The sequence below is a fragment of the Pseudonocardia sp. NPDC049154 genome (genome assembly GCF_040648315.1).
Lineage (GTDB): Bacteria > Actinomycetota > Actinomycetes > Mycobacteriales > Pseudonocardiaceae > Pseudonocardia.
In genome coordinates this window covers 1-15,840 of sequence record NZ_JBEZDN010000164.1, presented here as the reverse complement: position 1 = coordinate 15,840, position 15,840 = coordinate 1, and the positions used below count along the sequence as shown (strand labels likewise).

The window sequence follows — 15,840 nt, the reverse complement described above, 5'->3', positions numbered from 1 at the left end:
GTCGAGGACGGCGAGGTGGGCCTCGAGCAGGGCCAGCCGCGCGACGGCCACCGCGGCCGCTGCGTCCCGCTCGATACGGGCGGCGTCGGAGTGGGTGACGGCCTCCCCGTCGGCCGGCGGGTCGGCCGGGTCGGGCGCGTCGACGAACGCCGCCCGCTGGGCCTCCCGTCTCGGCTCGATCCCGTCCCCGCCGGACCGCCGTTCGGCGGCCCGGTGCTCGTCGAGGACCCGCCGGACCCGCCGCCGCAGGGCGTCGACGTCCGGACGGTCCTTCCACTTCGAGGCGAGCGCGGCCCGTTCTGCCGCCCCCGCGCGCTCGACGAGCTCGCTCAGGTCGTCCGTCGCGGACATCGGCCACTCCTGCACCTCGACCACCCCGGCGGGGCGTGCTGGGGTCGACCGTCGGCGCATCGGCGCGGGAGGGCACCGCCCGCCGTGGGTGAGTCGGCCGGGTCGCACAGCGGACCTGCCGTTGTCGGCAGGTAGTCTGTCGACAGTCGGAGGGAGTCCCGTGTCCGTCGAGCCGTTGCCGAACATCGACCGCAGCACGTTGCGGGAGCGCGTGTTGAGGGCGCTGCGCTCGGCGATCACCTCCGGGGCGTACCGGCCGGGCGACCACCTGGGCGAGGTCGAGCTCGCGGGCCGGCTCGGGGTGAGCCGGGGGACCGTGCGCGAGGCGTTGCGGCACCTCCAGCAGGAGGGCCTGGTGACCGCGGGCAACCGCGGGATGCTCCGCGTGAACACCCTGTCCGCCGAGGAGATCCGGGGTCTGTTCCGGGTGCGGGCCGCGCTCGAGGGGCTGGCGGTCACCGAGATCATCGCGCGGCCGGACCGTTCGGCGGCGGTGGCCGCGTTGCGCGCGGCGGTCGACGAGCTGGCCGGCGCGGGGGAGGACTTCGCGGCGAAGGTGGAGGCCGACCTGGGCTTCCACGTGCGGCTCTGCGAGTTGTCCGGCAACCCGATGCTGGTCGAGTCCTGGCGGCACCTGGAGGGCCGGATCCGGGTCACGATCATGAACCGGGACCCGGAGGAGGCCCCGGCGATGATGACGCCGGGCCGGCACGCGCCGATCATCGAGGCGATCGAGCGGGGTGACCTCCCGGGCGCGCTGGCCGTGGTGGAGGAGCACATGGCCGCGGCCGCCGACCACTTCACGAGCACCCCCGCCCGCTGACCCCCGGCTCGTCCGGAGTCGGGAAAGTTCTGTCCGACTGTTGACAGTGGCCCCGCGAGGCCTCATGGTTTCTCCATCACCGCCGAGTGTTAACAGTCGGACTGTCGAGAGAAGGTCCGTGACCGCTCGGCCGACAACGGATCAGCGGAGATCACATGTCTGGAGAACTCTCGCCCCCACCTGCCGTGCACGGCACGCCGGCGCGAAAGCGGGTGGCTCTCGGGTCGTCGATCGGGGCGACGATCGAGACCTACGACTTCATCGGCTTCGGCACGGCCGCGGCCCTGTACTTCAACCACGTCTTCTTCCCGTCGACCGACCCGCTCTCGGGCACCCTGCTGTCCTTCGCGACGCTGGGCATCGGCTTCGCGGTCCGCCCGTTGGGCGGGATCGTCGGCGGCTACCTGGGCGACCGGATCGGCCGCAAGCCGGTGCTGGTGGGCTCGCTGCTGCTGATGGGGATCGCGACGGTCCTGATCGGGCTGCTCCCCACGTATGCGCAGGTCGGGGTGTGGGCGGGCATCCTGCTCGTCGCCGTCCGGGTCGTGCAGGGTCTGGCGTTCGGCGCCGAGTGGGGCGGCGCGATCCTGATGACCTTCGAGCACGCGCCGTGGCGCAAGCGGGGGCTCTACACCGGCATCACCCAGGCCGGGTTCCCGGTCGGGCTGCTGCTGGCCAACGCCGCGTTCCTGGTGTCGGTGCCGCTGGGTGACCAGTGGGCGTGGCGGGTGCCCTTCCTGCTCTCCGCGGTGCTGATCGTCGTCGGGATCGTGATCCGGCTCAAGGTCGAGGAGTCCCCGGAGTTCGAGGAGCTCAAGGCCGAGGGCGAGGTGTCGAAGAACCCACTGTTCGAGGTCCTGCGCGACGACTGGCGCAACGTCCTGCGCGCGTTCTGCCTGCGCATCACCGAGACCGCCGGCTACGCCATCTCGGTCACCTTCGTGCTGTCGTACCTGGCGAGCGAGGGCTTGGCTGAGCGCTCGACGACCCTGTTCGCCCTCATGCTCGCTGCCGGACTCGGGATCGTCGCCACTGTGGCGTGGGGTGCGCTGACCGACCGGATCGGGCGCCGCCCGGTCTACGTGATCGGCACCGTGCTCTCGGTGGCGTGGGGTGTGCCGCTGTTCCTGCTGCTCAACACCGGGCAGGCCGTGGCGATCGTGCTCGCGTTCGTGGTGAGCTACGCGGTCTGCCAGAACTGCCTCGCCGGGGTGCAGGGCGCCTGGTTCTCCGAGCTGTTCAACGCCCGGACCCGCACCAGCGGCGCGTCGCTGGCCTACCAGCTCTCGGCCGTCGTCTCCGGGTTCACCCCGCTGATCGCGACCGCGCTGTTCGCCAGCACCGGCTGGATCGGCCCGGCCCTGCTGTTCAGCGCCTACGGCGTGCTCGGACTGGTCGCGACCTTCCTGACCCGCGAGACCTGGGGCAAGGCGGAGCGGGCCGAGGTGGCCGCCCTGGAGGCGGCCATCGCCGCACCGTCGGCCACCGAGCCCACCCGGCACAACTCGGTCAGCGGCGCCTGACCCGAAGTGGAGAACCGCTCATGACCACCACTGCACCCCCCACCACGAAGGCGGACCGCGTCCGCGCCGCCGCGACCCGCATCCGCCACCACGCCCTGACCATGGGCGAGGTCCAGGGGCAGGGCTACATCGGCCAGGCGCTCGGCGTCGCCGACGTGCTCGCCGCCTTCTACGCCAAGGGGGACGGCGAGCTGCGGCTGCGCCCCGAGGACCCGCACTGGGACGGCCGCGACCGCTTCCTGCTCTCCATCGGGCACTACGCGATCGCGCTCTACGCCGCGCTCGCCGAGGCCGGCACCATTCCGCTCGAGGAGATCGAGACCTACGGCTCGGACGACTCCCGGCTGCCGATGTCCGGCATGGCGTCCTACACGCCGGGCATGGAGATCTCCGGTGGCTCGCTGGGCCACGGCCTGGGCGTGGCCTGCGGGATGGGGCTGGGGCTGCGGCACCGCGGCAACCCGGCGCGGGTGATCAACCTGCTCTCCGACGGCGAGCTCGACGAGGGCTCGACCTGGGAGGCCGCGATGGCCTGCGCCCACCACGGGCTGGCCCACGTCACCGCGGTCGTCGACGTCAACGGCCTGCAGGCCGACGGACCCACCCCGGGCGTGCTCAAGACCGAGCCGGTGACCGAGAAGTGGCGGGCCTTCGGCTGGCACGCCGTGCGGGTCGACGGCAACGACGTCGACGCCCTGCTGGCCGGGCTCGACGAGATCCGCGACCACACCGCCGCGCCCTCGGTGCTGATCTGCGACACCCGTACCGGCCGCGGCGTGCCCTTCTTCGAGTCCCGGGAGAAGGCCCATTTCCTGCCGGTCGCCGAACACGAGTGGGCCGCCGCCCACCGTGCTCTCGACTCAGCCCTGGACGGAGACCCGCGATGACCGCGCCCACGACGAAGAAGCTCACGACCTCGGCGATGATCGCCTCGTTCGCCGACCCCGGTCAGCGGACCTCGCCCGCGCCGTTCGGACACGCGCTGAACCGGCTCGCCGAGGAGCGGCCCGAGATCGTCGGGCTGTCGGCCGACCTGGCCAAGTACACCGACATGCACGTGTTCCGGGACGCGAACCCGGACCGGTTCTTCCAGATGGGCATGGCCGAGCAGGCGATGCTCGGCGCCGCCGCGGGGCTGGCCGAGGTCGGGCTCGTCCCGTTCGCCTCGACCTACTCGGTGTTCGCGACCCGCCGGGCCTACGACTTCCTCTGCCTGGACATCGCCGAGCCCGGCCTGAACGTCAACGTCGTCGGCGCCCTGCCCGGCCTGACCACCGGCTACGGGCCCAGCCACCAGGCCACCGAGGATCTCGCGATCCTGCGCGCCTGCCCGAACCTCACGATCGTCGACCCCTGCGACTCGGTCGACATCGAGCAGGCCGTACCGCAGCTGGCCGACCACGCCGGGCCGACCTACCTGCGGCTGCTGCGCGGCAAGGTCCCCACCGTGCTCGACGAGTACGACTACCGCTTCGAGCTCGGCAAGGCGGCGCTGCTGCGCGGCGGCCGGGACGTGCTGTTCATCTCCACCGGGTTGATGACCATGCGGACCCTGCAGGCCGCGGCCCGGCTCGAGGCCGACCACGTCGACGCCGCCGTGCTGCACGTCCCGACGATCAAGCCGCTGGACACCGAGACGATCCTGCGCGAGCTGCGCACCGACCGGCTCGTCATCACCGCCGAGAACCACACCGTGATCGGCGGGCTGTCCGAGGCCGTCGCCGCCGCCGCGGGCTACGCCGGGATCGCCACCCGCATCCAGCCCGCCGCCCTGCCGGACGAGTTCCTCGCCGCCGGTGCCCTGCCCACCCTCCACGACCGCTACGGCCTGTCGACCGACGCGCTCTGCGCGCGGGTCAAGGCCACCCTCTAGGGAGAACCCAGTGTCCGTTTCCGAGTACACCGCCGTCGTCACCGGGGCCGCCTCGAGGCGCGGCATCGGCCGCGCCACCGCCCACGCCCTCGCCGCCGCCGGCTGGAACGTCGCCGTCCTCGACCTCGACGAGGCCGCGGCCAAGGCCACCGCCGACGAGATCGCCGGCGCCCACCCGGTCCAGGCGTTCGGCCTGGCCTGCGACGTGACCGACGAGGACTCCGTCGCCGCCGCCGTCGACACCCTGAGCGCGGACGCCCCGCCGGTCGGGGCCGCGGTCAACAACGCCGGCATCACCTCGCCCACCCGGTTCCTCGACGTCGACGGCGCCGAGTGGGACCGCATCTTCGCCGTGAACGTCCGCGGCGCCTACAACATCACCCGCCGGCTCGCGCCCGGCATGGCCGAGCGCGGCTTCGGCCGGGTCGTGTTCCTCTCCTCGGTGTCCGCCGAGCGCGGGGGCGGGGTGTTCGGCGGTGTCGCGTACTCCGCCGCCAAGGCCGCCCAGCTCGGGTTCGCCCGCGCGCTGGCCCGCGAGCTGGGCCCGCGCGGCGTGACCGTCAACAGCGTCGCCCCCGGCCTGATCGACACCGACATCACCGGCGGGGCCCTCGAGGGCGAGCGCAAGGAGGCGCTGCTCTCCGGGATCCCGGTGGGGCGCAACGGCCGGGTCGCCGACGTCGCCGACCTGATCACGTTCCTGTGCCGCGAGGAGACGGGCTACATCACCGGCGCCACCTACGACGTCAACGGCGGCTCCCACATCCACTGAGCCCGCCGGAGCGTTCCGCTTCGCTCCTATGATTGTTACGGTGCGGACACGCCAGTAGGCCGGGCAGGGACGCCCGGCCGGCCCCAGGGGGTGGCCCATGACGACCGGCCAGGCACGCTCCGCCGCCACCGGCTCGCTCTCCTACACACCGCGAGAGCGGCGCCGGGTCCTCACCGCCGCCTGCCTCGGCTGGGGCATGGAGTACTTCGACTTCATGCTCCCGTCGCTGCTGGCGGCGCCGATCATGGCGGCGTACGGGATCGGGCCGGGCACCTTCAGCGTCGCGATCCTGGTGCAGCTCATCGGGTCCGCGGTGGGCGGGCTGGCGTTCGGGTACCTCGGGGACCGGTTCGGCCGCCGCCGGACGCTGATCTGGTCGATCCTCATCTACTCGATCGCCACCGGCCTGGTGTTCTTCGCCCCGAACTTCTGGGTGTTCGTGGTGCTGCGGTTCTTCACCGGCGTCGGGACCGGCGGCGAGTGGGCCGTCGGGTTCGCCTGGCTCAACGAGGCGTGGTCGCCGAAGCGGCGCGGGCTGGGCGGCGGGCTCGTGCAGTCCTCGCTCTGGCCCGCCTACGCGCTGGCGATCCTCGCGGCGCAGACCCTTCCGGACTGGCGCTACGCCTTCCTCATCGGCGTGCTGCCCGCCCTGGCCTGTGTCTGGGTGCGGTACGCCACGCCGGAGTCGACGCAGTGGACGGAGCTGCAGCGGCGCAAGGCGGCGGGCGAGCTGTCGTCCGACGTCGCGGCGGTGGCGCGGCGGTCGGGCTGGCGGCAGCTGTTCATGAAGGACAGCCTGCCGATCGTCCTGGTCGGCCTGGTCGCGGCGTTCGGCGCGCAGTGGGTGCCGTACACGGCGACCACGTGGATGCCGTCGCTGCTCAAGAGCGACCTCGGGTACGACGCGAACGCGGCCAGCCTGGTGCTCTACCTCGCCTCGGCCATCTCGTTCGTCGGGTTCATCCTGGCGGGCTGGCTGTCCGACAGGCTCGGCCGGCGACCGGTGTTCCTGGTGTTCTCCGGGCTGCAGGCCGTGGTGTTCCTGGTGATGTTCGGCCTGGCGGTGTCCGGCAGCGGGCTCGGGGCGTTCCCCTGGATGTACCTGCTGACCAGCCTGTTCCTGGGCTACTTCGGCATCTTCGGGGTGTGGTTCGGCGAGCTGTTCCCCACCCGGATCCGGTCGCTGGGCTCGGCCGCGGCGTACAACGTCGGGCGCGGGCTCTCCGGGCTCGGGACCTTGATCGGCGGGATCGTCGCGGCGGGCTCGGGGTACGGCATCGCCGTGTCCATCGCGGGCTTCGGCGCGGCGCTGGTGTTCCTGTCCGCGTTCTTCCTCAAGGACCGGGCGGGACGGGAGATCACGGCGGAGGACTGAGTGTTCGAGGCTGTATGGCCGTTGGGCCGCACGGTGCTGGACGCCGTCGAGGCGGGGGAGCGGCCGACCCAGCTGGGCGGACGGCGAGTGGCCTACCTGTGGGACGAGCTGTTCCGCGGCCCCGAGATGTTCGAGGTGATCAGCGAGGTCGCGCGCGAGCGGCACGGTGACGTCGAGTTCGTCGAGTGGGAGACCTTCGGCAACTTCCACGCCTCCGCGGCCGAGGAGAAGCGCGTCCTCGGCGAGCTGCCGGAGCTGCTGCGGGCGCACCGGGTGGACCTGGTCGTCGCCGCCGTCGGTGCTTGAGGCTCCTGCATGCCTGCCGTGATGCGGGCCGCAGCCGCCGCCGAGCGGGCCGGGGTCCCGGCCGTCGCGATCGGCGGATCAGGGTTCGAGCCGATGGGCCGGGCGATCGGGAAGTCCCTGGGCATCCCGCACGTGCCGATCGTCAGCTACCCGGGAGTCATCCTCACCGACGAGACGGACGTGTTCCGCGGGAAGATGCGCGAGATCGTCGCGCCCGCCGTCGTCGACGCCCTGACCAGCACGTACGCCGCCGAGGAGACCGCGTCGGAGGTCGAGCCCGGGCCGCGGGACGTGGTCGTGCGCGGGGACCTCGACGCCGTCCTGGCGGCCTTCGAGGAGCAGGGCTGGACGGATGGGCTGCCGATCGTCCCACCCACCGTCGAGCGCGTGGAGGAGTTCCTGCGGCACACCCGGAGGGATCCGGACGAGGTGCTCGGCATGCTCCCGCCGGACCTGCGCGAGGCCACCGTCTGGTCCGTCGCGGTCAACGGCGTGATGGCCGGTTGCCGGCCCGAGTACCTGCCCGTCCTGCTCGGGATCGTCGAGTGCGCGGCCGCGCCGGAGTTCCGGGTCCAGGACGCGGGCTCGACGCCCGGGTGGGAGTCGTTGATCGTCCTGTCCGGACCCGTCGTCGAGCGGCTGGGGTTCAACTCGCGGACCGGCGTGCTGCGCGTGGGGAACCGGGCCAACACGTCCGTGGGTCGGTTCCTGCGGCTCTACCTGCGCAACCTCGCCGGCCTGCGGATCCTGCCGGAACACACCGACCAGGGGGCGATCGGGGCGTCCTTCCACGTCGTGCTGGCCGAGAACGACGCGGCGGTCCGCGAGCTGGGCTGGCCGTCGCACCGGGAGGACCTCGGGTTCGCGGCGGAGGACTCGGTGGTGTCGGTGCGCAGCTGCCTCACGGTGAGCGCGCCGATCTACACCGGCGGAGACTCCGTGCTCGACCACGTGGAGCCGCTCGCCCTGGTGTTCGGCAACGCGATGGGCCCGTGGTCGTACACGGGCATGGAGTTCGGGGCGTGGCACCCGCTGCTGGTGCTCGGGCCGTCCATCGCGGCGGCGCTCGCCCGCCACGGCTACGACAAGCCCGCCCTGCGCCGGTACCTCGCCGAGCACATGCTGATCTCGGTGAAGGAGCTGGAGCGGTGCGCGTGGGCCGTCGGTTCCACGAGCTTCCGGGTGTCGTCCCTGGTCGAGCGGGGCGAGTTGGACCGGCGCTACGCCGGCGACGACCCCGGGCGGCTCGTGCCGATGTGTCCGCGGGCCGCGGACATCGCGATCGTGCTGGCGGGGAACGAGGGCCGCAACCAGTCCCGCGGCTACGTCCAGAACCACGTACAGGGGGTGCCGGTGAGCCGGCGGATCGAGACATGAGTGTGGACCCGAGTTGGGACCCGAGTTGGGACCTGGCCGTGATCGGGGCGGGGATCGCGGGCCTGACGGCGGCGCGCGTGGCGGCCGATCGCGGGTTGCGGGTGTGCGCCTGGGACGCGCTCTCCCCCGGTGGGCGGCTGGTCAACATCGGCGAGGTCGTCGGCTATCCCGGCGTGAGGACGACCGGGCCGGACCTGATGAGCGCCCTGCTCGAGGAGGCCATGGGGGCCGGCGTGGAGATCGCGTACGGCGAGGTCACCGGGCTGTCCCCCGGGTTCACACTGGCCACGGGCGAGGGGGACGTGACCGCGCGGGCGGTGGTGGTCGCGACCGGGCTCACGGACGGTCGGCTGGACGTCCCGGGGGACTGGACGGGACGCGGCGTCGCCACCTGCGCCACGTGCGACGGGCCGCTGTACGCCGGCACACCGGTCGTGGTCGTCGGCGACGACGAGTGGGCCGCCCACGAGGCCCGCGAGCTCACCGCGTTCGCCTCACAGGTCACGATCGTGGCGCCGGGCGAGCCGCGCTGGTCCGCCGCGCCGGACGGGATCGAGGTCCGGCGGGGGACCGTGCGCGCGGTGCTCGGCGAGGACCGGGTGACCGGCCTGGCGCTGGTGGACGGCGCCGAGCTGGAGGCGGGCGGGGTGTTCGTCTACACCGGTGCCGAGCCCCGCACCGAGCTGCTCTCCGACACCCCGGGCCTGTTCGCCGCCGGGGACGTCGCAGGCACCACCCCCTACCTCGTGGCGGCGGCGGCCGACGGCCTGCGCGCCGGCCTCGCCGCCGTCGACCTCCTGGAGGACTCGTGAGGATCGTCGACCCCACGTTCGGCCTGCCCGGCGACACGGAGGTCGCCCCGGTCGCCCACGAGGGCATCCCGGAGGACGCGCTCTGCCTGCTCTCGAACTCCAAGCCCGGCGCCACCGAGCTGCTCCGCGCGGTGGCGGCGCGTCTGGAGAGGGAGCGCGGGTTCCGCGACATCGGGTTCGCCTCGAAGCCGCAGGCCGCCCATCCGACGGCGGAGGAGACCCTCGACCACCTCGCCGCGCAGTACCGGATGGCGATCGTCGCCATCGGCGATTGAGGCAGCTGCTCGTCGTGGAGTCTCCACGACTCGGTGGAACTGGAGCGCCGCGGCGTCGTCCCGTTCCTGATCGTCACCTCGACGTTCCTGCCGCTGGTGCGCGCGCAGGCCACGGCACGCAAGGTGGAGCCGCGCGTGATCGTCGTCGACCACCCCGTCGGCGGGCTGGACGCCGACGAGTTCGCCACCCGGGTCGAGGCCGCGTACGCCGGGATGGTGCGGGAGTTGGAGGACCAGTGACCGACGTGCTCGACGTCCCGGACCTGGGCCCCGCCGAGTGGTTCGGGTACGCGGAGGAGCAGGGCTGGAGCGACGGGCTGCCCACCGTCCCGCCGACCGAGGACCTGGTCGACGCGATGCTGGCCGCGTTCCCCGGCGACCCGCCGGAGTTCGCCCCGCTCCCGCCCGCCCGGATGATCCCGACGCTGCGGTCGGTCGCCGCCAACGCCGTCATGGCCGGATGCCGCCCCGCGGACCTCCCCGTCGTCGTCGCGGCGCTGCTCGGGACGACGGATCCTGCGTACAACCTGCACGGGTCGCTCGCGACGACGCATCCGTGCGCACCGATGGTGCTGGTCAGCGGGCCGGTGCGGGCCCAGGGATTCAACTCCGGCGGGAACTGCTTCGGGCAGGGGACCCGCGCGAACGCCGTCGTCGGGCGCGCCCTGTCACTCGTGCTGCGCAACGTCGGCGGGGCCACGCCCGGCGTCATGGACCGCTCCACGCAGGGCTCGCCCGCGAAGTACACGTTCTGCTTCGCGGAGGCGGACTCGCCGTTCCCGGCGTTGCACGTGCAGCGCGGGTTCGCCGCCGACGACTCCGTGGTCTCGGTGATGGCCGCCGAGCCGCCGCACAACATCAACGACCACGGCAGCCGCACCGGCGGGGAGATCCTCGTGACGATCGCCGGGACCATGGCCGAGTCCGGCTCCAACAACGCCTACGTCCGCGGCCCGCACCTGCTCGTCCTCGGTCCCGAGCACGCGGACACCCTCGCCCGGGACGGCTGGACCGTCGAGACGATCCGGGAGCGGCTCTGGGAGCTGGCCCGGATCCCGCACGAGCGGATCTCCAAGGGCAACCACGTGCAGTTCGACGAGTCCGGGATCAAGCCCGAGGAGAAGGGCTACACCGTGTCCGACGGTCCCCGGCAGCTCCACCTCTGCGTGGCCGGCGGGCCGGGGAAGCACTCGGCGTGGATCCCGTCCTTCGGGGCGACGGAGCTGGTGTCGCGCGTTGTCCCCGGATGAGATCGAGGAGCTGCTCGCCTCCGGCGTGGGAGATGGGTTGCCGGTCGTCGAGCCGACCGCGGAGCGGCTCGCCGGGATGGGCGGCGACGACGTCGACCTCGGCCCGGTCCCGCCCCTCCTCGGGCCGCTGACCAGCAGGAAGGTCGCCTACTTCGCGGTCCTCGCCGGATGCCGGCCCGCCGAGCTGCCGGTCGTGCTCGCGGCGCTGCGCGCGTGCCTGGAGCCGGAGTTCAACCTGCTCGGCGTCCAGACGACCACGGGCACGGCCGCGGTGTGCGTCGTCGTGGGTGGTCCGGTCGTCGAGCGGCTCGGGTTCCACCCCGGGACCAACGTCCTCGGCCCCGGCAACCGGGTGAACGCCTGCGTCGGCCGCGCGGTGGCCCTCGCGTCGGCCGGCATCGGCGGCGCCCGCCCGGGCGAGACGGACATGGCGACGACGGGCCAGCCCGGTCGCTACACCTTCTGCCTCCCCGAGCACCGCACCCCGTTCGGCGGCCTCTCGGAGCTCGACGGCGACGCGGTGAGCGTGCTGGCCGTCGGCGGGACGGCCGAGGTGCTGCCCCGGGCCGGCGGAGGGACGGTCGCCGAGATCCTCGACCCGCTCGCCGACGCCCTCGCCGGCGCGGTCCGCGCCGCCGGTGACCCGACCCGGATGTCCTCGGGCGCGCAGGCCGTGGTGCTGCCGCCGGAGGTCGCGGGGCGGCTCGCCGGGCTGGGGGAGACGGCCGCCTCGATCGCCCGCGTGCTGTACGAGGGCGGCGGCGTGCGGGCCGGGCACCCGGTCGCCGCCTCGCCCGACGACGTCCACGTGATCGTCTCCGGCGGCCCGGGCGTCAAGATGCTGCACCTGCCCGGCTGGATCGGCGGATCTCGCGTCGTCCACCGCGCGCTCGGTTAGGGAGCTCGCTCAGGGAGCGATGTCCCGCCAGCGCACCGGGCGCTCGTACACGCCCGGGAACCGGGTCTCGACGTACCGGCGGAACTCCGCCATGTGCCGCCGCATCGCCTCCCGGGCGCGGTCCGGGTCGCGCGCGAGCAGGGCCGCGTGGATGGCCTCGTGGGCCCGCAGCACCGCCGCCCGCCGCCGCGGCGGGTAGCTCACCCCGAGCGGCATGCCGTCCGTGATCAGGTGCAACGACGAGATCAGCAGCTCGAACAGCTCGTTCCCGGCCGCGGCCGCGACGGCCAGGTGGAAGCGGTCGTTCTCGGCGAGGAAGTTCTCCTCGTCGTCGAGGAAGGCGCGCATGCCCGCGATCGAGTCGGCGATCTCGGCGGCCGCGGCCGCGTCGGTCCCGTTCGCGGCCAGCGCGGCCAGCTCCGGCTCGAGGATCTCCCGGACCTGGATCACCGACCGGAACGACACGGTCCGCAGCTGGAGGAACAGGCCGAGGACGCCCGCGAGATCGGTGCCGTCGGGCTGCATCACGACGGGCCCGCCGCGCGGTCCGGCCTTGACCGTGATCACGCCGGTGAGCTCGAGGAACCGCAGGGCCTCCCGCAGCGTCCCGCGGCCGGCGGAGAAGCGGGCCATCATGTCCCGCTCGCCGGCGAGCCGCGTGCCGGGCCCGAGGTCGTCGCCGGTGATGTCGTCGACGATCCGCTGCGCGATCATCAGCGGGACCTTCTGCGGGCGGCGCAGGTCCGGGCGCCGGCGCGGGGAGCGGGGGACGTCCGCGGACGACGTCATGGTCCACCGCCTTCCCGCTCCTACGATGCGCAGGATTGTAGGAGCAGAGGGCGCGGCTCACGGGCTGGCGCGGCGGCGTTGCGACCACATCTGCGTGGCCCGCTCGAACTCGACGGCCGCGTCCCAGCCGATGGCCGGCGGGCCCAGCTCGGTGCGGAAGGAGCGGACGGCCTCGCGGGCCAGCGCCGGGTCCCGTGCCGGTCCGGCGGCGAGCCGGTGGGCGGTGTCCTCGACCTCGTCGTCCGGGACGGCGGCCCAGGCCAGGCCGATCTCGACCGCCCGCCGCCCGTCGATCTCCTGGCCGAACAGGCCCATCGCGGCCGTCGCCTCCCGGCCCGCGGTGCGGCCTGCGAGCGTGAAGAACCCGCCGCCGGGGTGCAGGCCGATCCGCAGGAACCCGGCGAACAACCGGGCGTCCTCGGCGACCACCCGCAGGTCGGTGGCCAGCATGAGGTTCGTCCCGGCACCCACCGCCGCGCCGCGCACCGCCGCGATCGTGGGCACCGCCAGCTTCCCGACCCGCACGAAGGCCTGGTAGACCGCGCCGGTGTCCCGGTACGTGGCGTCCTCGGCCTGGTCGGCGCCGGGGCGCCAGCGGCGCCGGTCCGCACCGGAGCAGAAGGTCCCGCCCGCTCCCCGCACCACGGCCGCGCCGATCGCCGGGTCGGCGTCGACCTCCTCGCACGCCGCGACCAGCTCGCGGCCCATGTCGGGGGTGAGCCCGTTGCGCACCTCGGGGGAGTCGACGGTGAGCGTCGCGATCCCCTCGGCCTTCTCCAGCACGATGCGGCCCATCTCAGCGCTCCTCCTCGGTCCGGCGGACGAGCACGTCGACCGCCGTCACGTCGTCCCGCCCGACGATCAGCGGGTTGATCTCCAGTTCGGCGACGGTCGGGTCCGTGGCCGCCCGGGACACGGCGACGATCGCGTCGACGGCCGCGTCGACCGCCAGCGGCTCCGCGCCGCGGTGCCCGGCGAGCAGCGGCCAGCTGCGCAGCTCCCGCAGCAGGGCGCGGGCCGCGTCGCGGTCGAGCGGGGCGAGGGCGGTGGCCAGGTCCCGATGGATCTCGGTGGCGACCCCGCCGAGCCCCACGGTCACGACCGGCGGCCAGCCGTCGCCGCCCGAGGTCGCGCCGACCAGCAGCTCGAACCCGGCCGGGGCCCGGCGCTGGACGAGGACTGCGCCGCCGAGCCCGAGCAGCTCGGCCGCCACCTGCCGGACCTCGGCGGGCGGCACGTCCACCCGCACGCCGCCGACCTCGGACTTGTGCGCCGGGCCCTCGGCCTTGAGCACGACCGGGCCGCCGAGCTCGCGCGCGATCCGCTCGGCCTTCTCGGCCGTGGCGGCGGAGCGGCCCTCGGGCCGGGGGACGCCGATCGCGTCGAGCAGCTCCCAGCCGTCCGACGGCAGCGGGCCGGGCGGCGCGGGCGCCGCGGCGGCGGCGCCGGGACCCGGCTCGCGGACCAGCTCCGCGAGCACCCGGGAGGCCACCGCCACGGACCCGAACACCGGGATGCCCGCCGTGGTGAGCAGGGCGCGCGCCTCGGCCGTGCGGTCCGGCCCGGCGAGCCACGCGACGGCGCACGGCACGGTGCCGCCCTGCATCGCCGCGGCGAGGTCCTCGGCGAGGGCCACCGCCTCCTGCCCGGTGACCATCGTGACCAGGACCAGCAGCGAGTCGACGGACGGGTCGGCGCACACGATCGCGCAGACCTCGCCGAAGGCGCGGTCGCCCCGGTTGAACAGCTGGGCGGTCACGTCCACGGGGTTGGCGAGGGCGCCGAACTCCGGGACCAGGCGCGCGAGCTTCTCCTGGGTCTCCGGGGCGAGCTCGGGCAGCCGCAGCCCGAGGCCCTCGCACCGGTCGGCGGCGAGGATGCCCGCACCGCCCGACGTCGTCACCGCGGCGACCCCGCGGCCCGTCGGCCGGGGTTGGCCCCGCAGCATGGTGGCGGCGGCGAGGAGCTCCTCGACGTCGTCGACCAGCACCACGCCGTGCCGGCGGGAGACCAGGCGGAAGGCGGTGTCGTCGCCGACCATCGCGCCGGTGTGCGACACGGCGGCCCGCTTCCCGGCCGCCGAGCGCCCGGACCGCAGCACGACCAGCGCCGTGCCGTGGGCGGCGGCGGTCTCGGCCAGCCGCGCGTAGGCGGCGCCGTCGCGGAGGTTCTCGACGTACACGGCGAGCACGGAGATCTCGGGCCGGCACACCAGGTACCGCCCGATCTCCGTGAGGTCGACGTCCGCCTGGTTGCCGGTGCTGACCCAGGTCGTGAGGTCGAGGCCGCGTTCGGCCGCGAGGTCGAGGACGGACCCGCCGATCGCGCCGCTCTGCCCGACGTACGCGATCCCGCTGCTGCCGGTCAGCGGGCGTTCGACGGCGGCGGAGAAGCTCGCGAACAGCCGGCTCGGCGTGTGCACGATCCCCTGGCAGTTCGGGCCGAACACGCGCACGCCCACCTCACGGGCGGCCGCGACCAGCTCCTCCTGCAGTGCCGCGCCCTCCGGGCCGACCTCGGCGAACCCGGACGCGAACACGATCACCGCGACCGCGCCCGCTCGGCCCGCGTCCCGGACGGCCCCGGCCGCCCGTGCCGCCGGGACCATGGCGAGGACGAGATCGACCGGGGCCTCGACGTCCGCGAGCGAGGCGGCGCAAGGCAGCCCGGCGAGCTCGGCGTACTTCGGGTTGACCGGCACCACGCGACCGGCGAAACCGCGCTCGGCGAGCCAGCGCAGTGGGCGGGCCATGGGGTTGTCCGCCCGGCCGGACGCGCCCAGGATCACGACGGTCCGCGGGTTCAGCACCCGCTCCCAGTCGGTCCCCGGGCTGTCGGACGGGGTGCCGGCCGGGGTGCCGGACGGGTCGGTGCCGGAGGCGGTGTCGGCCAACGCGGCGGTCCTCCTCGACGTCGAGGTGCGGGCAGGCGGAACCTGTCTGCGCAGGTCACGGCCCTGATTGTGGCCGCCCCGCGATCTCACCGTAAGTCGACGATGACGTCATGTACAGACCGTGCTGCGGACCGTCTCAGGCGAGGCAGGTCAGGGGGCGTCCGCCGTTGTAGGCGACCATGTCGCCCAGCGCCCCGATCACGTCGATCGGCGCGCCCCGCTCGGCCCCGGCCGACTCGGCGTACGCGCGGTGGAGGTTGCCGACGATGCGCTCGGCGTCGGGCCAGTCCGCGAAGCGGCCGAGGTCGGTGTCCTGTGCGGCCTGCAACGGCGTGACGCCGGCGGCCCGGCCACGCTCGGCCACGTCGAGGACGAACCGCAGGTAGTCCAGGGTCGCGTCGAGCGGGGCGCGGTCGTGGAAGACCGGCCCGTGGCCCGGGACCGTCGTCGCCGCGCCGAGCGGCGCGACGACCGTCTCCAGCACCTCGATCGCCCCGGCCACCGATCCCATGAGCAGGAACGG

At 74.1% G+C, this 15,840-nt stretch carries 16 protein-coding genes and 2 pseudogenes; 13 read left to right on the top strand and 5 right to left on the bottom strand.

Going from position 1 to position 15,840, the window contains the following annotated elements; genetic code table 11:
- Positions 1-351: pseudogene (locus AB0B41_RS39500) on the bottom strand (hypothetical protein); the annotation flags it as partial.
- A 160-nt stretch (positions 352-511) separates the two neighbouring features.
- Between AB0B41_RS39500 and AB0B41_RS39495 the strand changes: the two are divergent.
- From AB0B41_RS39495 to AB0B41_RS39435, 13 genes are all read left to right on the top strand, one after another.
- Complete coding sequence (locus tag AB0B41_RS39495) at positions 512-1,174, top strand: GntR family transcriptional regulator (protein ID WP_358212155.1); 663 nt, start codon at positions 512-514, stop codon at positions 1,172-1,174.
- A gap of 155 nt (positions 1,175-1,329) precedes the next feature.
- Positions 1,330-2,697: an MFS transporter gene (locus AB0B41_RS39490; RefSeq protein ID WP_358212154.1), complete on the top strand. Its 1,368-nt coding sequence runs from the start codon at positions 1,330-1,332 to the stop codon at positions 2,695-2,697.
- 20 nt (positions 2,698-2,717) lie between these two features.
- Positions 2,718-3,584: a transketolase gene (locus tag AB0B41_RS39485; protein ID WP_358212153.1), complete on the top strand. Its 867-nt coding sequence runs from the start codon at positions 2,718-2,720 to the stop codon at positions 3,582-3,584.
- Entirely contained in the window at positions 3,581-4,570 is a 990-nt protein-coding gene (locus AB0B41_RS39480) for a transketolase C-terminal domain-containing protein (protein WP_358212152.1), read from the top strand. The genes AB0B41_RS39485 and AB0B41_RS39480 overlap by 4 nt, the downstream gene beginning before the upstream one ends.
- A gap of 10 nt (positions 4,571-4,580) precedes the next feature.
- Entirely contained in the window at positions 4,581-5,342 is a 762-nt protein-coding gene (locus AB0B41_RS39475; RefSeq protein WP_358212151.1) for an SDR family NAD(P)-dependent oxidoreductase, read from the top strand.
- Positions 5,343-5,439: 97 nt separating this feature from the next.
- A complete protein-coding gene (locus AB0B41_RS39470; RefSeq protein WP_358212150.1) occupies positions 5,440-6,717 on the top strand; it encodes an MFS transporter in 1,278 nt (425 codons plus the stop codon).
- The gene (locus tag AB0B41_RS39465) at positions 6,718-7,023 is read left to right on the top strand and encodes a hypothetical protein (RefSeq protein ID WP_358212149.1); all 306 of its coding nucleotides are present in this window, start codon (positions 6,718-6,720) and stop codon (positions 7,021-7,023) included.
- A 9-nt stretch (positions 7,024-7,032) separates the two neighbouring features.
- Positions 7,033-8,400 carry a hypothetical protein gene (locus tag AB0B41_RS39460; RefSeq protein WP_358212148.1) on the top strand — a complete coding sequence of 456 codons (1,368 nt, stop codon included), beginning with the start codon at positions 7,033-7,035 and terminating at the stop codon, positions 8,398-8,400.
- The gene (locus AB0B41_RS39455; RefSeq protein WP_358212147.1) at positions 8,397-9,212 is read left to right on the top strand and encodes an FAD-dependent oxidoreductase; all 816 of its coding nucleotides are present in this window, start codon (positions 8,397-8,399) and stop codon (positions 9,210-9,212) included. The genes AB0B41_RS39460 and AB0B41_RS39455 overlap by 4 nt, the downstream gene beginning before the upstream one ends.
- Positions 9,209-9,487, top strand: coding sequence for a hypothetical protein (locus AB0B41_RS39450; RefSeq protein WP_358212146.1), 279 nt, complete (start codon positions 9,209-9,211; stop codon positions 9,485-9,487). The genes AB0B41_RS39455 and AB0B41_RS39450 overlap by 4 nt, the downstream gene beginning before the upstream one ends.
- Before the next feature lie 33 nt (positions 9,488-9,520).
- A complete protein-coding gene (locus AB0B41_RS39445) occupies positions 9,521-9,727 on the top strand; it encodes a hypothetical protein (protein WP_358212145.1) in 207 nt (68 codons plus the stop codon).
- Complete coding sequence (locus AB0B41_RS39440; protein ID WP_358212144.1) at positions 9,724-10,737, top strand: hypothetical protein; 1,014 nt, start codon at positions 9,724-9,726, stop codon at positions 10,735-10,737. Before AB0B41_RS39445 ends, AB0B41_RS39440 begins: the two co-directional genes overlap by 4 nt.
- Positions 10,724-11,635 (top strand): hypothetical protein, encoded by a 912-nt coding sequence (locus tag AB0B41_RS39435; protein ID WP_358212143.1) that lies wholly within the window; start codon positions 10,724-10,726, stop codon positions 11,633-11,635. Before AB0B41_RS39440 ends, AB0B41_RS39435 begins: the two co-directional genes overlap by 14 nt.
- A gap of 9 nt (positions 11,636-11,644) precedes the next feature.
- Here AB0B41_RS39435 and AB0B41_RS39430 read toward each other — a convergent pair whose 3' ends face one another.
- From AB0B41_RS39430 to AB0B41_RS39415, 4 genes and pseudogenes are all read right to left on the bottom strand, one after another.
- Positions 11,645-12,424, bottom strand: a complete 780-nt coding sequence (locus AB0B41_RS39430; protein WP_358212142.1) for an FCD domain-containing protein — start codon at positions 12,422-12,424, stop codon at positions 11,645-11,647.
- A 57-nt stretch (positions 12,425-12,481) separates the two neighbouring features.
- The gene (locus AB0B41_RS39425) at positions 12,482-13,219 is read right to left on the bottom strand and encodes an enoyl-CoA hydratase-related protein (RefSeq protein WP_358212141.1); all 738 of its coding nucleotides are present in this window, start codon (positions 13,217-13,219) and stop codon (positions 12,482-12,484) included.
- A gap of 1 nt (position 13,220) precedes the next feature.
- Complete coding sequence (locus tag AB0B41_RS39420; protein ID WP_358212140.1) at positions 13,221-15,317, bottom strand: acetate--CoA ligase family protein; 2,097 nt, start codon at positions 15,315-15,317, stop codon at positions 13,221-13,223.
- A 136-nt stretch (positions 15,318-15,453) separates the two neighbouring features.
- Positions 15,454-15,840, bottom strand: a pseudogene (locus AB0B41_RS39415) (MBL fold metallo-hydrolase); the annotation flags it as partial.

Coding starts and splice junctions, on each gene's coding strand:
- AB0B41_RS39490 (WP_358212154.1), top strand. CDS start 1,330: ATGTCTGGAGAACTCTCGCCCCCACCTGCCGTGCACGGCACGCCGGCG.
- AB0B41_RS39485 (WP_358212153.1), top strand. CDS start 2,718: ATGACCACCACTGCACCCCCCACCACGAAGGCGGACCGCGTCCGCGCC.
- AB0B41_RS39480 (WP_358212152.1), top strand. CDS start 3,581: ATGACCGCGCCCACGACGAAGAAGCTCACGACCTCGGCGATGATCGCC.
- AB0B41_RS39470 (WP_358212150.1), top strand. CDS start 5,440: ATGACGACCGGCCAGGCACGCTCCGCCGCCACCGGCTCGCTCTCCTAC.
- AB0B41_RS39460 (WP_358212148.1), top strand. CDS start 7,033: ATGCCTGCCGTGATGCGGGCCGCAGCCGCCGCCGAGCGGGCCGGGGTC.
- AB0B41_RS39455 (WP_358212147.1), top strand. CDS start 8,397: ATGAGTGTGGACCCGAGTTGGGACCCGAGTTGGGACCTGGCCGTGATC.
- AB0B41_RS39430 (WP_358212142.1), bottom strand. CDS start 12,424: ATGACGTCGTCCGCGGACGTCCCCCGCTCCCCGCGCCGGCGCCCGGAC.
- AB0B41_RS39425 (WP_358212141.1), bottom strand. CDS start 13,219: ATGGGCCGCATCGTGCTGGAGAAGGCCGAGGGGATCGCGACGCTCACC.